We start from the raw sequence: 21,116 nt of genomic DNA, 5'->3' as shown, positions 1-21,116 counted from the left end.
GCAGCTTCTTTTTTTTGAGAGTAATTAGGGAAAAGCTCCCTGAAAATAGCTGCTAATTACTCTAAATGAGTGAAATCAGGGAATTCCTCCCTAAAAATCGGGGGAATATCTATATTTACCGCCGAATCAGGTTAATTATAGGGAGGTATTCCCTAATTGTTAGTCTATTGAGTAGAAATCTCCGATTTTCAGGGAGATATTCCCTAATTCTTGAGCAGAGCTTCCGGTTCACTTCTTACAGCAAGACACAATGTTGCAACAGCACAAAAAGCACTTCTCCACGAGCGGGAGAAGTGCTTTTTTATTAACTGGTACAGCCCCTCAGTTCTATCGGCTATTCTTCTTGGCAATCTCGCGTCGTACGACAGGGGCGACCTCAGTTGCCAATAGTTCAATAGCTTTGGCTACCTTGGCGTAAGGAAGGCCGCCGATGTCGAGCTGAGTCATAAAGCGGCTATGGCCGAAAAGCTCATGCTGATAGAGGATTTTTTCAATAATTTGCTGCGGGCTACCTACAGCCATCGTGTTATCAGCAGATACATATTGCCCAAAGTCGTCACGAGATACATTGTATTCTTGACCAGGTTTTGGGCTGATGGAATTACGATAACTATAGTAGTATGGGTAATATTCATCGAGCGCTTGCTGTGAAGTTTCGGCAATGTAGCCGTGGCTAGTAATCGCAATCTTTAAAGATTCAGGGGCATGACCCGCCTGAATTCCAGCGCGTCGATAAGTTGCAGCAAGCTCTTGGAAAGGTTCTGGACTACCGCTAAGAATGGCGATGGCCATTCCAGTCCCGAGTACCCCAGCTTTTTCCGCGCTTTCAGGAGAACCACCTACACCTATCCATACAGGAAGGCTTTGCTGAAGAGGGCGTGGTGCAATCTCAGAATCCTTCAAGGATGAGCGGAAGGAACCCTCCCAGTTCATAATTTCATGCTTATTAAGCTCGAGAAGCAGATTAATATTCTCGGCGAATAGTCGATGATAGTCTTCAAGTTCGTACCCAAAGAGCGGAAAAGATTCCACAAAAGCACCACGTCCAGCAATAATCTCTGCACGGCCATCTGATAGTAAATCAAGTGTGGCGAAATCCTCGAATACGCGCACGGGATCAATGGTGCTTAATACAGTAGTGGCGCTCGTCAACTTGATTCTGCGGGTAACCTGGGAGATGGCTGCCAGCACGACTGGAACCGAAGAAATCGCAAAATCAAGACGATGATGCTCACCTACACCGAATACATCAAGCCCCGCCTCATCCGCCAGCTTGGCCGCAGCTACAATTTCGTCGAGTCGTTGTTTCGGGCTGATCTTATTCCCGGTATGACAATCAGCTACAATGTCTCCTAAGGTGTAGATACCGAATTCAAAATCGGATGCTGGTGCTGTGGTTACCTCGTTACTCATGATTACAAACCCCTTGTTATTCATATATTTGATAAAGCTTGTTCGTTTATAGAAGAATGTGATTATTATAACACAATAACTTACAAATTGTAAGTTTATGAGTAAATGTTTTGATTTCTGCTCTTTAGGATGTCAAAATGAGGAATAATAATCCATGTTCTTACATCCTGCTCGTCATTAGTATTATATTTTATTTTGAGAATCTATCCAATTGAAGCATTTATATGAGGAGGCGTGTGGTGGTGAGAGGAACATTATTGAAGTCATATCTTCGTACTGTGATTATTGGTTTAGGGGTATTGCTTATGGTAAACCCGGTACAAGCTGCTGCGGTTGATTCGCACACTTCCTTTATAGGCTCGAATTTAGATGATTATTATGTAAATTTGTCTGCTGCGAAGGTTGAGTGGTCCACTACGATGGATTTGCCAACGCTAGGAGATATAGCGACGGACTACATTATGGGCAAGGGCGTAGTTGCAGTCGGTGCGGGCAAAGCTTTTATCCTACAAAAGGGTCAGCTTTTAGCCATTAACGCTCAGACGGGAAAAGTAATGTGGAAATATGGCTCCAAATTAAAGACACCGTTACTTTACCAAGATGGAGTGGCCTATGTGACTTCAGAAGCAGGCACAATCTATGCAGTTAACGCGGCTACCGGAAAAAATAAATGGAGTTCATCGGCAAACAGCAAAGGCATCAGCCAATTAGTTATTGATAAAGATCAGCTTTTTGCTGCCAATGGTGATATTCAAGCCTACAATCTGAAGGATGGGAAACTGCAGTGGCGTGATAATTTCGGTGAAAAGCTGTATGAACCGTTCATGGTTGAGGGAAACCTGATATTAGCTCAAAACTCAGAATCCGGAGCGTATACGTATGACATTCTACATGCCTTTGATCGAACAACGGGTAAGGAGCTTTGGAATAACAAGGATCATTATTTTCCGATTACTGAGATTAATGGAACGCTTATAACACAACGTAAGGCTACCTTATTCGACGCTCTTCCTCTTACTACACTCGACAGTTTGGATGTTAAGACAGGTAAAGTAGTGAAGACGGTAGTTTATAACCCTGCTAATATTGACCCAAATGATCCCGAAGCACCAAAGGGGGGCATTGCTTGGAGTGACGGTGACAGAATTTTTATAACAGGACAAAAAGGTGTCTACAGCTATCCAGTCAATGCTGATCCTGCTACCGTAACACGCGATAATTATTCTTACGAATCCATCGGAGCTAAGTTATCCTACGCCGCTGGTCCTTATGATGGAAGAATTCTTTTTAGTAACGAACAGAGCATTTATGGTGTTAAAATGGCGAATAAATCAGCGGTTCAGTACAGTGGAATCAGCAATCCGATTGCCCGCTTCGATCTGCTCGGACATGGCATGTATGTAGCCCAGACTGACGGCAAATTAATCGCGATAGATTTGATTTCCGCAAAACCGGTTGTGCAGCTCAAAACATCAGGTAGAGTGTTCGGCCCAACCTTGCTGGAAAGCGGTATGATTATTGTGCAGAGCAAAGGTATTTTGACCGCTTTTAAGGAGCCTCAGGTTTTGAAAATGAAATAATCGACTCCATAAAAAAACGGCTCTCCGATAAATACTCGGCAGAGTCGTTTTTTATGGAGTAATCCACAATTCCAGTGCGAAAAATACAAATCTATTTTATGATAAATAGGTTATATAATGAGTAGGTTGTACCATTAATGAAATTAGATAGAAGGACCGGGGGATATCATGGAACAGCAAGCGATTTGGGCAATAGGTATTTTTCTACTGATTTATGGACTGATTATTTCTGAGAAAATTCACCGTACGATCCTAGCGATGTTAGGCGCTATTGTTATGGTAGCGATGGGCATTGTGGATCAGGAGACGGCACTACATCACATTGATTTTAATACCATCGGATTACTTGTAGGCATGATGATGATTGTAGGGATTACTGCAGAGACAGGACTTTTTAAATATGCGGCAGTGAAATCAGCAAAGCTGGCGAAAGGGAAGCCGAGAAGAATCCTGATTGCTTTGTTTGTTGTTACTGCTGTGGCATCTGCTTTCTTGGATAATGTTACAACAGTGCTACTTATGGTGCCTGTTACCTTCAGTATTACAAGGCAACTACGTATAAATCCGCTGCCTTTTTTGATGTCACAAATTATTGCATCGAATGTCGGTGGGACGGCAACATTGATCGGAGATCCACCGAATATTATGATCGGCAGTGCTGTGAAAGAGCTGACGTTTATGTCCTTTATCAGCAATCTAACACCTGTGATTATCATCATTATGTTAGCGTATATCCCGCTTTTACTACTGATGTTTAGTAAGCAAATTAAATCCACTCCGGAATTGCAGCAAAGTATCATGAACATGGACGAGAAGGCAATGATTACGGATCATAAGCTGTTGCGAAAATGCCTTACCGCACTTGGATTTACGATTATAGGCTTCTTTTTACATCAGGCGCTACATTTGGAGTCCGCTACGGTTGCCTTAGCGGGGGCTTTTTTACTGCTCTTATTAACTGGAGGAGAACACATGCTGGAAAAAGCTTTTCACAGCGTGGAATGGATTACGATCTTCTTTTTTATCGGACTGTTTGTTTTGGTATCAGGACTCGTCGAGACAGGTGTCATCGCGGAGCTGGCTGCCAAAGCGATTGATTTAACGGGTGGGGATGTGCTCATGAGCTCGATGATGATCTTATGGGTCAGTGCAATTGCTTCTGCGTTTCTTGATAATATTCCTTTTGTAGCAACGATGATCCCTTTGATACAGGAGATGGGGCAGATGGGGATTACCAATCTGGAGCCCCTCTGGTGGAGTCTAGCCTTGGGTGCCTGCTTGGGTGGCAATGGTACATTGATCGGTGCCAGTGCTAATCTGATTGTTGCTGGTCTAGCTGGAAAAGAGGGTTATCCGATTACATTCATGAAGTATTTGAAGGTGGGTTTCCCTTTAATGCTGCTGTCCATTGTGATCTCAAGCATATATTTATATTTAAGATATTTGATGTAAACAAGTGTGTCTGAAAAAAGTTTTATTGTTGACAGCTTTTCAAATGGATGATATTTTAAATATTATAATTCCAATTGATTTACTTTGAATAAAAATTACCGACTGTTCCTACAGAGGTATTGCGAATGTAAAAGCGCAATACCTCTGTTTTTTTGTATACAGAATTTAAGGAGGGGTCACGATGGGAGAAGCGTTGCTGTCGATTTCAAATCTAAATAAACGTTTTGAGACTACCGGAGGGCATGTTCAGGCACTGTATAATGTTGATCTCCATGTGCAAGAGGGTGAATTCATTACGGTCATCGGGCCCAGTGGCTGTGGCAAAAGCACGCTGCTGCGCATCGTGGCCGGTTTGGACAGTGGATATACGGGGAGCGTTACCTTAGGAGGGACGGAGATTGGGGGTCCCGGAATCGATAAGGGATTTATTTTTCAAGAGCATCGTCTCTTTCCTTGGCTCACCGTAGAGAAGAATATTGCTTCTGATTTGCCGCTAGGCAACAAAGAAATTAGACGTAAGGTCGATGAGTTGATTGATCTCGTCAAGTTAAATGGGTTTGAGAAATCCTATCCCCGGGAGTTATCGGGAGGGATGGCCCAACGGGTGGCGATAGCCCGTGCGCTACTGCGAAATCCCAAAATCCTGCTGCTGGATGAACCGTTTGGTGCACTGGATGCGTTCACTAGAGCGCATATGCAGACGGTGTTACTGGACATTTGGCGGGCCAACAAAACAACCATGATTTTTGTAACGCATGATATTGATGAGGCTGTATTTCTAGGTAATCGGGTAGTGATTCTAGAACCGCGCCCAGGGAAAATACGTAAGATTGTCCCGGTTGATCTGCCGTATCCACGCAAAAAAACAACGTCTTCCTTTCAAGAGCTACGCCTGAAGGTGCTGAATTATTTTGAAAAAGTTGATGAGCTTGAGCTTATTGACGGGGCAGGAATATAAATATGTCGACCATACCAATGGAGACCTCCGAAAGTGTTTAATATTCGAGGGTCTCTTTTTGTTATTTAAAGAGATTGTAAAGCTAAAAAAGGTGGGTGCAGAGCATGACAAACCGGGCTATAGCCGTAAGAACTTCCGGACGCCCCGGAAAGGTAACAAGATTTGGACTGGGCCTTCTGCTGCCGGGCACTGTGCTGATTCTGTGGCAGACCCTTGGACACTATGGAATGATCTCAGAGATGCTGTTCCCGACGCCGTATACCATTGCAGAATCATTTGTAACTTTGGCTGCTTCAGGGGATTTATGGCCGAACTTTAGGATCAGCTTGGTCAGAGCCCTTGCCGGATTCCTGCTCGGTGGTGGACTTGGTCTGCTATTAGGCATTCTCGTAGGTCTGTTCCGCAGATCAGAGAAATTGCTAGATCCATCCCTGCAAATGATTCGCATGATACCAAGCTTGGCTGTAGTGCCGCTATTCATTTTATGGTTCGGGATCGGTGAGGAGTCTAAAGTGCTGTTGATTGCTAAAGGAGCATTTTTTCCGCTTTATATTAATACGTTCATGGGTATTCGCGGCGTGGATAACAAGCTGTTCGAAGTATCTCGAGTGCTTGGATTCAGCCGGTTAAAGCAGGTTGTAAGACTAGTACTTCCAGCCGCATTGCCGAATATTATTCTCGGAGTGCGCCTTTCCTTGGGGCTCTCTTGGTTAGGTCTGGTAGTCGCAGAGCTGATTGCTTCCACTTCAGGCATCGGGTATATGATGTCGGACGCGCGTCAATTCGCGGATACACCTGTGGTGTTCGTGGGAATTATTATTTTTGCCATTGCAGGACTGGTGAGTGATTCTGTTGTTCGCTACATTGAACGCCGGCTGCTGAGATGGCAGGACAGCTATCGCGGATAAACAGAAAACGCGCAAGAAACGAAAGGGGGATGCGCCATGAGCGATGGAGTAGAAGCTATTTTGAATAACACTACAAGAGCAAGAGAATCGCTAGATAGCAGTGATATTGCTCCTTTATCGACTAAGAAATTGGAGAAATCCGCGGTACCTATAGTATGGAAATCTCTACTGTCAGATTGGGGAACGGGCGCTATCATTCCGGTGGTGACAATAGTACTTTGGCAGCTGGCAGGAAGCACCGGATTGATCTCCGCGCAGTTTCTGCCGACTCCATTGTCGATCGCCAGAGCTTTTACAGGCCTATTGGTGACTGGAGAGTTAACTCATCACCTAGGTGTCAGTATGGGGAGGGCGGGAGTTGGATTTCTTATCGGAGGCGTTCTAGGCCTTCTATTCGGAGTACTGACTGGCTTGTTTCGCAGTGTGGAATATGTGCTCGATCCTAGTGTACAGGTTCTTAGGCTTGTTCCTCATCTAGCTATAGCACCGCTAATTATTTTGTGGTTCGGCTTTGGGGAGATGTCCAAAGTAGTGATCATTCTGACAGGGTCATTCTTTCCGCTCTATATTAATACGTTTATGGGCATCCGCAATGTGGACAATAAGCTGTTTGAGGTGTCCCGGGTGTTAGGATTTAGCCCTTATCAGAGGCTGCGCAGGCTGATATTACCGGCAGCATTACCCGGGATTTTGTTAGGATTGCGGCTGTCATTGGCTGTAGCATGGATCGGTCTTGTTGTAGCTGAACTCATTGGATCACAATCCGGCATTGGATTCCTGATCAATGAGGCGAAGCAGAACTCTAATACAGAGGTTGTGTTTGTAGGCATTATTATCTTTGCTATTGTCGGCAAGCTAATCGATTCTTTGTTCCGAATCATTGAACGCAAGTGCCTGTTCTGGCGCGATAGTTACGAAGGGTAAATCATTTGAGGAGGTCTTGAGCTATGAGTGGATCGATACAAAAAGGGTTGTTGAATTTGGTGGCGGATGTGCTTGTTATAGGCGGAGGCCCTGCAGGAACATGGGCAGCCCTTACGGCCTCAGCGAAGGGGGCGAAAGTTGTCCTTGCAGATAAAGGCTACTGCGGTTCGAGCGGTGCAACGGCCCCCTCAGGAACAGGAGTCTGGTATGTGAAGCCGGATGAGAAGCTCCGGGAGGAGGCCAAAGCAAGTCGTTATACATTGGGCGGTCAGTTGGCTGAATCCCGCTGGATGGACCGAGTGCTAGACCGTACCTATGCCAATATGAACAAACTTGGCGTTTCAGGATATCCATTCCCTGTAGATGAGCAGGGTAACCAGTATCGTAAGAGTCTTCAGGGACCGGAATATATGAAATTAATGCGTAAGCTTGTGAAAAAAGCGGGCGTTAAAATTCTAGATCATAGTCCAGCCATGGAGCTCCTAGCGGATGAGCATGGCGTAGCTGGAGCGGCTGGAGTCCATACGCAGAGTGGTGACACCTGGACTGTTCAGGCAGGAGCGGTTGTCATTGCAACTGGTGGGTGTGCTTTTCTAAGTAAGGCTCTCGGCTGTAACGTGTTGACCGGAGATGGCTATCTATTTGCAGCTGAAGCTGGGGCGAACTTGTCCGGCATGGAATTCTCCAATGCCTATGCTATCTGCCCTACGTTCTCCTCTGTAACCAAGACAGCATATTACAACTATGCCAGCTTTTATTATGAGGATGGAAGCATTGTGGAAGGGGCGGGTTCCAAGAAAGGGCGTTCAGTTATCGCTCGGAATCTGCTAGCAGGCAATCAGGTGTATGCCAAGCTGGATGGAGCGCCCGAGGATTTAAGACCGCTGCTGCGGGTGGCGCAGACGAATTTTTTCTTGCCCTTTGATCGACAAGGGATCGATCCTTTCAAGGATGCTTTTCCGGTTACGCTTCGTCTCGAAGGAACGGTTCGTGGGACGGGTGGTATTCATATCACGGACGAAAGCTGTGGCACAGGTGTTCCCGGACTTTATGCGGCAGGAGATGCAGCTACCCGTGAGCTAATTTGCGGGGGATTTACTGGTGGTGGCAGCCATAATGCGGCTTGGGCTATGTCATCCGGCAGTTTTGCAGGAGAAGGTGCAGCTGTCTATGCGCAGAGCCTTGGCTCGAATGCAGCGTACCGTAATCCAGTCGGCTTATCATCTTCTCCACTGGTTCATCAAGAAGTGAAGCCTGGAGTATCAGCTCATACGTCAGAGGTTGTGTCTGCTGTGCAGGCTGAAGTGAAGCCGTATGACATTAATTTATTCCGTACGGATAAAGGGCTGACCTCTTCATTAGGTCGTCTGGATGAATTGTGGAAAGATCAGCGTAGCCGTGAGATTCAGCGAACACCTGAAGGGGTTAAAGCGCGTGAAGCTGAAGCCATGACTGCAACCGCCCGCTGGATGTACAATTCCGCGCTTGCCCGTACGGAGACGAGGGGCATGCATAAGCGTGAAGATTTTAAGGGAACGGATCAAGAACAGCATCATCGCTTGATTAGCGGTGGATTGGATCAGGTATGGGTGAAGACAGAAGCCGTGGCCAAGGAGGGTGTTCTATCATGATTGAGGTGATCAGCGCTGCCAGATGTGTAGAGTGCAACCAATGTGTATCGGTCTGCCCGACCAATGTCTTCGAACGGGTAGAGGATGGCATTCCTATTATTGCCCGGCAGAGCGATTGCCAGACTTGCTTTATGTGTGAGCTGTATTGTCCTGTGGATGCTCTCTACGTTGCGCCAGATTCAGAGAAAGTGATTGGGGTGACAGAGGCAGGGCTAGAGAAGCAGGGATTACTTGGTGGTTATCGTGAAAAGGTAGGCTGGGGCAAAGGCAGACAACCGGTAGCAAGTCATGACTTTATGTACAAATTGGCGTCGAGGGCAGGGTTCTGACCTTGATTAAGATTAAGATAAATAACATAAATCTAGGGGGAGAAAGAAATGAAACCAGCGTACAGAGAGATTCAAGGGAAACGTTCTAAAAGGATACGATTTGCACTTTTAACTACGATTATGATGGTTATGCTGGTTCTTCAGGCTTGCGGAAATAACGCTGGAGGAAATGGAGCATCTGCATCCGGCGGCTCTAGTACAGAGAAATCTGGAGGCAAAGCCGAAAGTAACGTTCCAGCGGTACTGAACTTTGGTTTTATAGGCTCTAATAAGCTGAATGTGCCAGGTGGCGCGGAGGGCTGGGGCTTTTATAAAGGGATCATTCAAGAAGAGTTGAAGAAATATGGCATTACTGAAGTGAAGCTTACGGGCTTTCCAAACGGTCCTGATCAGACAGAATCCTTAATTAGTGGTCGATTAGATATCGGCAGCCTTGGGGATACACCTGCTATTATTGCTTATGCTTCTGGCGCCAAGACACGTCTGATTTCACAATCCTCAGCCAACACTATCGGTTATCTAATCGGTAAGAAGGATGGACCAAAGACGGTGAAGGATCTGCAAGGGAAGACTATTGCCATTCAAAAAGGCTCTTTCATGCACCGCTATGTGGTTGGGTTACTTCAGGAGGAAGGCGTAACTGACTATAAACTCGTGCATATGCTCATTCCGGATGCTACCGCAGCTTTGGCCCGTGGAGATGTAGATGCTACGACTAATTTGGGTGTACCTGCGCTGAAGTTAATTGACCAAGGTTACACTCACTTAGACGATGCCTCGAAGCATCCGAACTTGCTCGGCACTAGTGCAACTGTCGTGTCCGAGGACTATCTGGCGAAATTCCCTGACTTTCCGAAGGCGTGGAACGAAGCCCGTGAGAAAGCCTTGGCGGATTTGAAACAACACGAGGATGAATATTATCAATTTTTGGCTGAAATCGGAGATACAACGCCAGAGCTGGCGAAGCAAGTAAATCCAATTAGTGATATCAAAGATACCGCGTTCACTGACGAAGGAACCAAGCTACTGGAGGGTACCAAGAACTTCCTTGTCGAAGAAAAATTAGCGAAAAAAGACTTCAATATTAGCGATTGGCAGCTGAAATAACAATTGCTTGGAAAGCGCAAATGCTTGGGAGGAAAAGATATGTCGCAGCTTAAGAAGGAAATGACAGTGGATGTGCTCGTGCTTGGCGGAGGTCCCGCAGGAGCTTGGGCGGCATGGAGTGCAGCGTCGCAAGGTGCAAAGGTAGTCTTGGCCGATAAGGGCTACTTGGGCACAAGCGGCGCCACTGCTCCGGGCGGTACAACGCTGCTCGTTATCCCTCCAATTGCCGAGCTGCGTGAGCAGGCGGTTCAATCCAGACTAAAATCTGGTGGATATCTGTCGGAGAATGCTTGGATTCACCGCGTGCTGGATCAGGTAGAGCAGAATCTGGCTCTAGTCGAGCAGTGGGGTTATCCTTTTCCGAAGGATGATGAAGGTAACTCACTGCGTACACATCTGCATGGACCAGAGTACATGCGGATTATGCGAAGAGTTGTCCGCAAAGCGGGGGTCGTGATCCTCGACCAGTCGCCAGCGCTAGAGCTTCTTCATGATGAACATGGGGTTGGCGGGGCGCGTGGGATCAACCGTCTGACAGGGGAGTCTTGGGAAGTGAAGGCCAATGCCGTTGTGATGGCAACCGGAGGCTGTGCTTTTCTCAGCAAAGGTCTTGGCTGCAACGTACTGACAGGAGAAGGGCTGTTGATGTCCGCTGAGGTGGGAGCCGATTTGTCAGGCATGGAATTCAGCCGCCAATACGCTCCGAGCTTTGCAGATGGAACTGTAACACGTGGCCGTATGCTAGCTTGGGCAACGCTTTATGATGCGGACGGTCATCCGCTGCATAAAGGGGATCGGACCTTTGGCAGCATCCCTGAAATGATGCTCAAGGGGCCGGTTTATGCTTCGCTCGATCTGGCAGATACAGCGGAGAAACAGGATTTTCTGCGAAAAGCGCATCCAATTTTCTTTATGCCGCTGGAGCGTGCGGGAATTGATGCGTTTAAGCAGAAATTCCCGCTTACCCTGCGCTATGAGGGCACGATGCGCGGCACTGGTGGTCTGCGCCTTACGGGCACGGACTGCCGGACGACCGTGCCCGGACTCTATGCGGCAGGAGATGCCGCATCTCGCGAGAAAGTGACCGGCGCCATCTCCGGCGGCGGGGCTTATAACGCTTCCTGGGCCATATGCAGCGGAAGCTGGGCAGGCCAGGGAGCCGCGCAGCATGCGCGGTCCTGCCGAGGGCAGGCGAACAGCCGCAATCTGACCGCAGCGGGACGCTACGGTTTGGCGGCTGGCACCGACACCTCGGAAACGCTGGAGGTGAAGCCGCTAGTCGCGGCGATCCAGCGTGAAATCTTACCGCTGCAGATTAATTATTTCCGCAGCGAGCCGGGCATTTCTTCAGCCTTGAAGCGGCTGAATGCCTTGATGCCCTTGTTGAACGGGCGCGTTCCCGCCACCGTACAGGGCATCGTGCAAGCACGTGAAGCCGCGGCTATGCTCGCGGTCGGCCGATGGATGTACACTGCCGCGCTGGCCCGGAAGGAGACGCGCGGCCTGCAAAAGCTCGCGGAATATCCGGAGCTTGATCCGCGTCAAACCCACCGGCTGATTGTATCCGGTATAGAGCAAATAAGCATCGGTACCGAGGCTGTGCCCCATGCTCATGAACTGAATCTACTAAAGGAGGGGCAGGCGATATGATTGAACTAATCAGCGTGGAACGCTGCGTGGGTTGTAAACTGTGTACGAAAGTATGTCCGACAAACGTATTCGAAATGCAGGGGAAGATTCCGGTTATTGCGCGTCAGGAAGATTGCCAGACTTGTTTTATGTGTGAAGCTTATTGCCCTGTAGATGCACTTTATGTAGCACCACAGGCAGATCAGCTTATCGGTGTAAATGAGGAGGCGCTAATCCAGACTGGGTTGCTAGGGAGCTGGCGGGCTGAGATCGGCTGGGGACCGGGCGCTAATGGCTCAATGGCTGAAAGGGATACCACCCCTTATTTTGAAGTGTTTACCGAGCAGTACCGTACGTGAAAAAGCCGCCCAGAGTTGGAGTCTGGGCGGCTTATTGTTGTATAGAAATTCAATCTATGTAGGTCTTTGTCCCGGGATTTCCACCGCGAAGAGCGGTGGAAATCAAGAAATCTGGGGACAACAGCGGCCGGAAGTCCAATTATTCACCGCAGTGACTACTGTGCTTTAAGTTGATATCATTAGTTCGGTATATATCTAAAAAAACTATAGCAGTGCTTCGATCGCTGGCTCAATATCCAGCGGATCCACAGTAGATTCGAATCTTGTAATTACATTGCCTTCGCGATCAATTAGAAATTTAGTAAAGTTCCATTTGATTTCGTCATTGTTCAGTGCTTCCGGATCTTTGCTCTCAAGCATGCTTTGAAGCAGCTTTCCTGAAGAATGGTTCATGTCGAAACCTTCAAATCCAGCCTGCTCAGTAAGGTGAGTGAAGAGGGGATGTTTATTTTCGCCCTTTACTTCAACCTTCTCAAAGAGAGGGAACGTAACGCCGTAATTGATTTGGCAAAATACATTCACTTCTTCATTGCTGCCAGGCTCCTGTTCCCCAAACTGATTGGAAGGGAAACCGAGAATTTGGAAGCCGCGATCTTCGTATCGCTCATAGAGCTTTTGCAGGTCGGAGTATTGGTGGGTAAACCCACACTTACTTGCTGTATTCACAATCAAAAGTACTTTACCTTTGTATTCCTCTAGTTCGATCTCTTTTCCTCGAATACTGCGTGCTGTATATGGATAAATGCTCATGCTGCTACATCCCTTCAGTTATGTATTGTCAACGCTAAAGCTGCCAGTGAATAAGAACAGGAAATATTTTCAATGATTTAATTGTAAACAATCAAAATATCGCTGTCAACTTCATACATAGAAAGGGATTGGAACCTTTTAAGCAGTGGCAGAATAGTATGGGTATGGGTTATTTCATACTTCAAAGCCTATTCTAGCGAGTTGTTATAAGAATAATTGTATCTCATATGATTTTATTGCGTTAAAGCTACTCAGCGTTCCATTATTATCTTGCATCGGAAACATTTTTTGATTAAGATAGCAGAAACCAGCGCAAAAGACGCGCTGACATAAATAAGACTATGACGAAGAGAGTAAGCATTATAGCGGATCTTAACAGGGAAGGCGTGCCGGAGACTGAGAGCACCCTCATGAGACGATTAATGCCGAAGTTCACTTCCGAGTCGGCCCCTGAAGTAGTTTGTCACAGGTCGTGACAGGTATGAGTAGGGAGGCCCGCGCCCCGCGTTACCGGGTTTAAGATAGAGTTAATCTTTAGTCGAGGGAATCCGATTTTCTATTCCTTTGTGCTAGTTTAAGGGTTAATTCTAAATAAGGGTGGTACCACGGCTCCTCGTCCCTTGCGACGGGGGGCCTTTTTGCGTTTCAAATTATAAATAAGAAGAGGGAGTGGAAGGGTAATGAGTAACGTAGAATTGGATGTTCTTAGAGGTCGTCTGGATGAAATTAATGGGCAATTACTGGAGCTGATCTCCGAGCGGGCTAAAATTGTGCAGGAGATTGGAGTAGTTAAAGAAAAGCAAGGTGTGCCTAAATTCGATCCAGAACGTGAAAAGAAAATGCTGGATCAGCTCGTAGCGAGCAACAAAGGACCTTTCACTAACGGAACCATCCGCAGCCTCTTCAAACAAATTTTTTCAGCATCTCTGGACTTACAATCCGATGAACATAAAAAAACTTTACTAGTAGCGCGTAAGAGTCACAAAGAAGACACTGTGATTGTTCTGCCGGGAGATGTTACTGTTGGCGGTTCTTCTTCACTGATGGTAGCTGGACCTTGCTCTGTGGAAAGTGAACTACAGACCCGCACCGTAGCTGCAGCACTGCAAAAAGCTGGTGTACGTGTTATGCGTGGAGGTGCCTTCAAGCCGCGGACTTCTCCTTATGATTTCCAAGGTCTAGGTATGGACGGCCTAAGAATATTACGTGAAGCAGCAAATGATTATGGTCTGCTGACCATCAGTGAAATTGTAGATCCAAGACATATTGAAGAGTCCTTAGATTATGTAGATATCATCCAGATCGGTGCACGGAACATGCATAATTTTGAGCTGCTTAAAGCGGTCGGAGAAGTCAATAAGCCTGTGCTGCTGAAACGCGGATTGGCTGCTACGCTCGATGAATTCATACATGCAGCGGAATACATCATGTCTCGTGGTAATACACAAATCATGTTGATTGAACGCGGAATTCGTACGTATGAAAAAGCGACCCGCAACACGCTCGATATCTCAGCAGTGCCTATTCTTAAGCAGGAATGCCATCTGCCAGTATTGGTCGATGTTACTCACTCCACAGGACGCAAAGATATTCTTATCCCTTGTGCAAAAGCCGCACTCGCAGCCGGGGCCGATGGTATTATGGTCGAGGTTCATCCTGATCCTGCAACTGCGTTGTCCGATGCTGCGCAGCAGCTGAATATTGATGAGTTCAACAACTTCTTTAATGAAGTGAAAGCTTCCGGACTATACCGGTAATCTAGAAATATAGAATTTGAATGATATTTCAAGGATTGGCTAGAAAATGAGGTGAATAAGCGCTTACAAGTCTATCTAATCTTTTTGTGAAGGTGAAGGCGGGTCGAGTACAATAAGGAACATTAGCGTTGCACCGGCCCCGGGTCTTTTTGAAAAGGCCTATATACCTTATTAGTCACAGGAGGAAATTAGATTTTGGAGCAGCTTACCTTAAATAATGGGTGGTTTTCTAACACTCGAACCGATATTTTATCGGGGATGACCGTAGCCGTTGCACTGATTCCTGAAGCGATCGCTTTTTCGATCTTGGCGGGAGTAAGTCCGATGGTTGGTTTATATGCCTCTTTTTGTATTGCAATTGTAACCGCACTTGCCGGAGGCAGACCCGGAATGATCTCGGCGGCTACAGGGGCTATGGCCCTATTAGTCGGAAGTCTCGTACTAGAGCATGGAATAGAGTATCTGTTCGCGGCAACTGTACTGGCTGGTGTGTTTCAGATATTGATAGGGATGCTAAAGCTGGGCCGATTCATCACTTTTTTGCCACAGCCGGTCATGACGGGGTTTGTCAACGCGCTGGCGATACTGATTTTCATGGCGCAGCTTACCCATTTTAAGGGACAAGGCTGGGTGATGTATGGACTGGTAGCTCTGACATTGCTTATTATCTATACGGTTCCTCGGTTTACCAAAGCCGTACCCTCAGCGCTTGTAGCGATTGTTATCGTTTCTATTCTTAGCATCGCTCTTCATCTGGACGTAAGAACCGTAGGGGATATGGGGAATATTACAGCAACTTTGCCACTATTCCATTTACCGCAGATCCCGTTCACGCTGGATACGCTGCTTATTATTTTGCCATATTCACTCTCGCTGGCCGTAGTTGGGTTATTGGAATCCCTGATGACTGCCACCTTAATAGACGATATTACGGGCACAGGTAGTGATAAGAACAGAGAGGCGAAGGGACAGGGGCTGGCGAATGTAGTCACTGGTTTTTTCGGAGGGATGGCAGGCTGTGCGATGATTGGCCAGTCAATGGTTAACATGAAGTCAGGAGGACGCACGCGTCTGTCCACGTTTGTATCAGGGATCTTTTTATTGTTCCTAATTATCGTACTTGGCGATGTGGTTAAGCAGATTCCGATGGGCGCGCTCGTTGGCGTAATGATAATGGTCTGTATCAGCACCTTTGAATGGGGCTCGCTTAAATCTCTAACCCGTGTTCCGCTTAGCGATGCGTTGGTTATGATTGTGACGGTGGTCACCGTGGTGGCTACAGACAATCTTTCTATTGGCGTTTTGTTTGGGGTTCTGCTAAGTGCTTTAACGTTTGCTTGGAAAATAGCTTCGATCCGCCTAACAGTTCAGGAAGCTGCCTCTTCCAAAACATATGCGGTTACCGGCCAGCTGTTCTTCGGCACGACAAGCCACTTCATTCATGAATTCGCCTACGATAGCGATCCCGATCATATTATTATCGATTTTTCACATTCCCATGTGTGGGACCAATCCGCAGTTCATGCCATAGCGAAGACGATGAGCAAATACGCCGTGCGTGGCAAAAAAGTCACCATTACCGGACTTAATGATCAGAGCTCACAGCTGGTTCAGCGGGTGGGACTATCCATATGAAAAAGATTGCGCTATATGCGCGATCTTTTTTTTATAGCAGATATTAACTGTAAGAGAAGACGAGCAGGGTTTTACTTTTGGTGCAAACTGATATAAAGTATAAAGTGGATAATGTTTATCCGCTTTATACGCGGTGGTATAGTCTACAGTTTATATTAAGCAATTTATGTAGATCGAGGTGCTGTACATGCATATGAAAACAGGGGTGGAACAGTCAGTGTATGCACTGGTTCTGCTTAACATGCTGCCGGACAAAGCGGTGTTGTCTGGAGAAGCGATTAGCCAGCAGCTCGGAGCATCGGCGACCTATTTTCAGAAACTGTTAAGAAAGCTGGTAACCGCAGACATCATCACGTCTGTTCCCGGCATTAAAGGTGGCTTTAAATTAAAGAAGAGACCTGAAGATATTCGTGTATATGACGTTTACCTTGCGGTGGAAGGACAGCAGTCGCTGTATTCATCCAATGGTATTCTGGTAGACATGTTGGATTTAGAGAAAGAAGATAGCTGCTGCCTGTTAACCAATCTGATGGAAGAAGCTGAATCCTCTTGGAAAGCTGTATTAAAGCGGGAAACTATTGCTTCGTTGTCGGAGGAAATGCGTGGTGAGCGCTTTAAAGATAAGATTGCAGCCTTAGAGGAATGGATCAGCAATAAAATGGTCATCTAACCAAAGAAGGGATGTATTCGCATGAGATTAAGCGTATTGGATCAGGCACCCGTGACAAGTGGTAACACAGCGGAAGGTGCTCTGAATAAAGCAGAAGAACTAGCTATTTTAGCAGATGAGTTGGGATATAGCAGAATGTGGATGGCAGAGCACCATGGCGGAAATACATTTGCTAGCTCAGCTCCGGAAGTAACGGCAGCCCGTTTAGCCGCTAAGACCAACCGTATTCGAATCGGCACCGGCGGTGTTATGATGATGCATTATTCTCCGCTTAAGCTGGCGGAAGTATTTAAAACGTTAAGTGCTTTTACCCCGGGGAGAATAGATTTCGGTGTGGGACGAGCTCCTGGTGGCGATACAAGTGCTATGTACGCTCTGTCTGAAGGCCGCGAGTTAATGCTGCATAACATGTATGATAAGCTTGGCATTACTATGCAGTTGCTTAGTGATCAGATTCCGGAAAGTGAGTTGTATGCCAAAAATCTTGCCGCTCCAACGAAGGTGGCGCTCCCTGAAGTGTGGTTGTTAGGCTCGAGCGGCAACAGTGCGCGAAAAGCAGCACAGATGGGAGTCGGATACTCCTTTGCGCAATTTTTTAATGGTGCGATGAGTAATGAGATTTTGGATGAATATCGGAATAACTACCAGCCTTCTATCTTCATGGACAAACCTGAGATTAGTGTATCCTATATGGTAACCACAGCAGAAACGAAGGAAGAAGCTGAGTATGAGGCATTACCGCAGGATATTTTTCGGTTGATGATGAGCAAGGGCAGAATTACTCAGGTGCTGACACCAGAAGAAGCTCAGAACATATCGTTATCGGAAATTGACCGGATGTCAATCAAGGAAAGCCGTAAGATTCATTTGGTTGGTGCGGTCAAAGACATCGCCGTACGCTTGCAAGAAGAACAAGCTCAATATGGTTTCCAGGAAGCGATGATATGCAGCATTCCGCATTCGCAGGAGAAACGTCTAGAGGTTTACCGACTACTGGCGCGTGAACTGCTAGGTTCTTGATTCTTTCTTCTCAAACCCGCATTTGATGCGGGTTTTTTGTATGCCCAATTTAGCTTTTTGATCGATGCATACCCTCAAAAGACAATAAATTAACCCTCCCGCCCCCTAAAAGTAACATTTGAAATTCTAACTTCATCTATGATTACTGAAAGATTTAATTTTAAAAAGAGGATAGGAAGTGAATAAGAGATGTTTCCTTTACATAAATCCGTTACGCTGACAGCTTTGCTTCTAATGAATCTGCTGGCAGGTTGCCAACATCAGGTTGACCCAACCCCCCTTCAATCGGCTAACGACTACCACACATCAAGACCGAAGCCAACAGACACCTCTGCTAACCTCATTAAGCTGGAGTGGATGCTGGTGGATACAATCCCCGTAGTCTCTCAACTAAGTGCTCCACCTACAGGCGCTACTTTGATTACAGAGAAGAAGCTGAATAATTTCGGAGGAGTCAAAGTGAAAGTGTATACGATGGTTAGTGACGAAGACTACGTGTATGCCAAAATTTCTACTTCCAAAGGACAATACAGTCTAGGGGCGATAGGAACTTATAATTATCGTCAGCCGGAGGATATCAAGGTAGAAGTGGTGGGGATTTTTAGCGAAAAGGTGCTGAAAATCACCGGTGGACTAGGAGCGAATAATTCGCTCACTAACTATTATTTAATCGACGAGAGTGGTAACCCCTCGGGATTGCTGCAGATAGATACCGGACATTCCAATGAGCTGGATGTTGATGGGGATGGATCTATTGAGGGTGTAGCCGCGCATGGAAATCCGATGAGTGCCTACATTTACCGCTGGAATGTTGATCACGCCGAGGTAACTTACGTTAATGATGCTTTGAAGGCGGACTCCGTGGTGCTAACGTATGAAGGAATATATGAAGCTTTTAATATCGGGGACAAGCAGAGCAAAAGATTCCGGTTGACCCTAGAAGGACTGATCCAAGAGCGGTAATGCCATGACTACTGCTGCTGAAATATTTCCTGCGACCAATTCCCTCGAACCTCCGTATAGACGATTAAGCTTAAATGATTATCCATAATCTAGGAGGGGTATTGGATGAATATGCAAATGAATCCGAAATTGAAACAGCTGCGACCGGGGAAAATAGTTAGCGGTGTTGCAGCGGTGCTCATTGTATTGTTGATTGGCGCGAACTCTTTTGTATCTGTGGAATATGGGCATGTAGGTTTGTACAAAACCTTTGGTAAATTAAATGACAATACGTTGTCACCTGGCATTCATTTTAAAGTTCCGTTTATTCAGACGGTGATTCAAGTCAATACGCAGGTAACGAAAGCGGAGACCGATACTTCAGCCTCTTCAAAAGATCTTCAGCCCGTATCCACACATGTGGCGGTGAACTATTCCGTAAATAAGGCTTCCGCCTTTAATCTGATGAACAATATCGGAGGTAATTTTGATAATGTAATTATCAATCCGGCCATTCAAGAAATCGTTAAAGAAGTGACAGCCAAATATCCAGCAGAGGATTTGATTACACGCCGAGATGTAGTGTCGAGTGAGATCAGTGAGCATTTAACCGCTAGGCTGGCAAAATATGATCTGATCGTCAACGACATTAACATTGTTAACTTTAAATTCTCGGAGGCGTTCAATCAGTCGATTGAAGCGAAGCAGGTCGCGCAGCAGCAGGCGCTGAAGGCCGAAAATGATCTCCGGCGGATTGAGATTGAAGCGAAGCAAAAGATCGCCCAGGCGCAAGCCGAAGCCGAATCTTTAAGACTTAAGAAGCAAGAGGTTACACCTGAGCTGGTGCAGCTGAAGCAAATAGAGGTTCAGGAGAAAGCGCTGGAAAAATGGAACGGCGTACTGCCATCTGTAACAGGGGGAGCCACTCCATTTGTGGATGTTCAATCTCTGACTAAATAATTCATTATTGGATTTCTGATTTATTTCACAAATTGCTAATATCTGCTCCTCTGATGGGGAAGCCCTACTTCTATAGAAGTAGGGCTTTTTATGCTATTAATATTGATAAAGCATTGTAGGAATTTGCCAACCAGCACCAACCGACCAGAAGAAGACATAATCGCCACGTTTGATTCGTCCGTCTTCGACTCCGCGTTGAAAGGCGATAAAAGGACTGCTTGTAGCCGTATACCCGAACTCGTCGCCTACATAGATGAATTTCTCATCAGTAAGTCCAAGCCCCTCTTGGATGAGTTCGATATTTTTGAGAGAGAATTGTGAAAGGCAGAAGGCAGATATATCATCTGTAGTCAGGCCGTTTCTTGAGAGAAGCTCTTTCATGTCTGCAACCGCCGCATTTACACAAACAGTACCGTCAAAGGGTGTCCAGCGTATCCGAATTTGCTCAGGTGTAATGTCCTCGTGATAAATATTCGATAAACCGCAAGCAGGGAACATAATATTCTCAGATCCCTCAGAATCAGTGTAATAAAGGGAGTCAATGAAGCCTGATTGCTCGCCACTTCGTTCCAGAATGACAGCTGCTGCGGCATCCCCGAAGTTAGGGTAAGTAATTTCATCATCCGTATTGCAGTGCACTGAGCTATAGTCGCTTCCCACGACGAGTGCGTACCGGATACTAGGATTAGCTTGCATATAACGACTTGTCTGCTCTACAGCAGACACCATTCCTGCACAGTTGGCATTGGAATCTTGCGTAATGGTCCGATGTTTACCATGTAGCATGTGGTGCAGCAGAAGTGCGTTGGTAGGATAGGTATATTCCGGTGTCTGTGAAGCGAACATGATCATATCCATATCTTCACCTTGTAAATTGGCTTCTTGTAGCGCTTTTTGGGCGGCCTTGAGTCCCATCGTTAGGGCATTTTCATCCTTATCGTTTACGATGTATCTCCGGTCACGACCCATGACTTCTAGGAATCGCTTAATGTCCTTGCCCATACTCTGGAAATGCTCCAGATAATAATCATTAGATACGACATGTTCCGGATGGTAATAAGCGGCTTGTCGGATGGTTATATGTCCCAAATG

At 46.4% G+C, this 21,116-nt stretch carries 20 protein-coding genes; 17 read left to right on the top strand and 3 right to left on the bottom strand.

What is annotated here, in order from left to right:
- Positions 1-327: 327 nt before the first annotated feature.
- Positions 328-1,413: an LLM class flavin-dependent oxidoreductase gene (locus NSS87_RS27215; protein ID WP_339243523.1), complete on the bottom strand. Its 1,086-nt coding sequence runs from the start codon at positions 1,411-1,413 to the stop codon at positions 328-330.
- Positions 1,414-1,655: 242 nt separating this feature from the next.
- On the opposite strand from NSS87_RS27215, the gene NSS87_RS27210 reads away from it, so the two are divergent.
- From NSS87_RS27210 to NSS87_RS27160, 11 genes are all read left to right on the top strand, one after another.
- Positions 1,656-2,993, top strand: coding sequence for a PQQ-binding-like beta-propeller repeat protein (locus NSS87_RS27210; RefSeq protein WP_339243522.1), 1,338 nt, complete (start codon positions 1,656-1,658; stop codon positions 2,991-2,993).
- Positions 2,994-3,161: 168 nt separating this feature from the next.
- Positions 3,162-4,445, top strand: a complete 1,284-nt coding sequence (locus NSS87_RS27205; protein WP_339243521.1) for an ArsB/NhaD family transporter — start codon at positions 3,162-3,164, stop codon at positions 4,443-4,445.
- 181 nt (positions 4,446-4,626) lie between these two features.
- Positions 4,627-5,403, top strand: a complete 777-nt coding sequence (locus NSS87_RS27200; protein ID WP_042191938.1) for an ABC transporter ATP-binding protein — start codon at positions 4,627-4,629, stop codon at positions 5,401-5,403.
- Between the two features lie 104 nt (positions 5,404-5,507).
- The gene (locus tag NSS87_RS27195; protein ID WP_339243520.1) at positions 5,508-6,311 is read left to right on the top strand and encodes an ABC transporter permease; all 804 of its coding nucleotides are present in this window, start codon (positions 5,508-5,510) and stop codon (positions 6,309-6,311) included.
- Positions 6,312-6,347: 36 nt separating this feature from the next.
- Positions 6,348-7,235 carry an ABC transporter permease gene (locus tag NSS87_RS27190; protein ID WP_339243519.1) on the top strand — a complete coding sequence of 296 codons (888 nt, stop codon included), beginning with the start codon at positions 6,348-6,350 and terminating at the stop codon, positions 7,233-7,235.
- A gap of 23 nt (positions 7,236-7,258) precedes the next feature.
- Positions 7,259-8,866: an FAD-binding protein gene (locus NSS87_RS27185; RefSeq protein WP_339243518.1), complete on the top strand. Its 1,608-nt coding sequence runs from the start codon at positions 7,259-7,261 to the stop codon at positions 8,864-8,866.
- Positions 8,863-9,195 carry a ferredoxin family protein gene (locus NSS87_RS27180; RefSeq protein ID WP_339243517.1) on the top strand — a complete coding sequence of 111 codons (333 nt, stop codon included), beginning with the start codon at positions 8,863-8,865 and terminating at the stop codon, positions 9,193-9,195. The genes NSS87_RS27185 and NSS87_RS27180 overlap by 4 nt, the downstream gene beginning before the upstream one ends.
- A 48-nt stretch (positions 9,196-9,243) precedes the next feature.
- The gene (locus NSS87_RS27175) at positions 9,244-10,302 is read left to right on the top strand and encodes an ABC transporter substrate-binding protein (protein ID WP_339243516.1); all 1,059 of its coding nucleotides are present in this window, start codon (positions 9,244-9,246) and stop codon (positions 10,300-10,302) included.
- Positions 10,303-10,341: 39 nt separating this feature from the next.
- On the top strand, positions 10,342-11,952 hold the full coding sequence (locus tag NSS87_RS27170; RefSeq protein WP_339243515.1) for an FAD-binding protein: 1,611 nt from the start codon (positions 10,342-10,344) through the stop codon (positions 11,950-11,952).
- Positions 11,949-12,290: a 4Fe-4S binding protein gene (locus NSS87_RS27165; protein WP_076285502.1), complete on the top strand. Its 342-nt coding sequence runs from the start codon at positions 11,949-11,951 to the stop codon at positions 12,288-12,290. The genes NSS87_RS27170 and NSS87_RS27165 overlap by 4 nt, the downstream gene beginning before the upstream one ends.
- Before the next feature lie 37 nt (positions 12,291-12,327).
- On the top strand, positions 12,328-12,459 hold the full coding sequence (locus tag NSS87_RS27160; protein WP_339243514.1) for a hypothetical protein: 132 nt from the start codon (positions 12,328-12,330) through the stop codon (positions 12,457-12,459).
- Between the two features lie 35 nt (positions 12,460-12,494).
- On the opposite strand, the gene NSS87_RS27155 is transcribed toward NSS87_RS27160, so the two are convergent.
- Positions 12,495-13,040 (bottom strand): glutathione peroxidase, encoded by a 546-nt coding sequence (locus tag NSS87_RS27155; RefSeq protein ID WP_042191922.1) that lies wholly within the window; start codon positions 13,038-13,040, stop codon positions 12,495-12,497.
- A gap of 680 nt (positions 13,041-13,720) precedes the next feature.
- On the opposite strand from NSS87_RS27155, the gene NSS87_RS27150 reads away from it, so the two are divergent.
- The 6 genes from NSS87_RS27150 (at position 13,721) to NSS87_RS27125 (ending at position 20,024) form a co-directional block, all read left to right on the top strand.
- The gene (locus tag NSS87_RS27150; protein ID WP_042191920.1) at positions 13,721-14,797 is read left to right on the top strand and encodes a bifunctional 3-deoxy-7-phosphoheptulonate synthase/chorismate mutase; all 1,077 of its coding nucleotides are present in this window, start codon (positions 13,721-13,723) and stop codon (positions 14,795-14,797) included.
- A gap of 258 nt (positions 14,798-15,055) precedes the next feature.
- The gene (locus tag NSS87_RS27145) at positions 15,056-16,432 is read left to right on the top strand and encodes a SulP family inorganic anion transporter (protein WP_339248679.1); all 1,377 of its coding nucleotides are present in this window, start codon (positions 15,056-15,058) and stop codon (positions 16,430-16,432) included.
- A gap of 187 nt (positions 16,433-16,619) precedes the next feature.
- Positions 16,620-17,102 (top strand): Rrf2 family transcriptional regulator, encoded by a 483-nt coding sequence (locus tag NSS87_RS27140; protein ID WP_042191916.1) that lies wholly within the window; start codon positions 16,620-16,622, stop codon positions 17,100-17,102.
- Between the two features lie 21 nt (positions 17,103-17,123).
- Complete coding sequence (locus tag NSS87_RS27135; protein WP_042191914.1) at positions 17,124-18,122, top strand: LLM class flavin-dependent oxidoreductase; 999 nt, start codon at positions 17,124-17,126, stop codon at positions 18,120-18,122.
- 189 nt (positions 18,123-18,311) lie between these two features.
- Complete coding sequence (locus NSS87_RS27130) at positions 18,312-19,085, top strand: hypothetical protein (protein ID WP_042191912.1); 774 nt, start codon at positions 18,312-18,314, stop codon at positions 19,083-19,085.
- A gap of 105 nt (positions 19,086-19,190) precedes the next feature.
- Positions 19,191-20,024 carry a prohibitin family protein gene (locus NSS87_RS27125; RefSeq protein WP_042191910.1) on the top strand — a complete coding sequence of 278 codons (834 nt, stop codon included), beginning with the start codon at positions 19,191-19,193 and terminating at the stop codon, positions 20,022-20,024.
- Positions 20,025-20,120: 96 nt separating this feature from the next.
- Here the strand turns inward: NSS87_RS27125 and NSS87_RS27120 are convergent, their stop codons facing one another.
- Entirely contained in the window at positions 20,121-21,113 is a 993-nt protein-coding gene (locus NSS87_RS27120; RefSeq protein ID WP_042191908.1) for a 3-oxoacyl-ACP synthase III family protein, read from the bottom strand.
- Between the last annotated feature and the right edge of the window lie 3 nt (positions 21,114-21,116).

Source organism: Paenibacillus sp. FSL F4-0243 (assembly GCF_037963295.1).
Taxonomy (GTDB): Bacteria; Bacillota; Bacilli; order Paenibacillales; family Paenibacillaceae; genus Paenibacillus_AQ.
The sequence above is the reverse complement of the archived record's forward strand: the minus strand, read 5'-3'. Positions and strand labels throughout refer to the sequence as shown.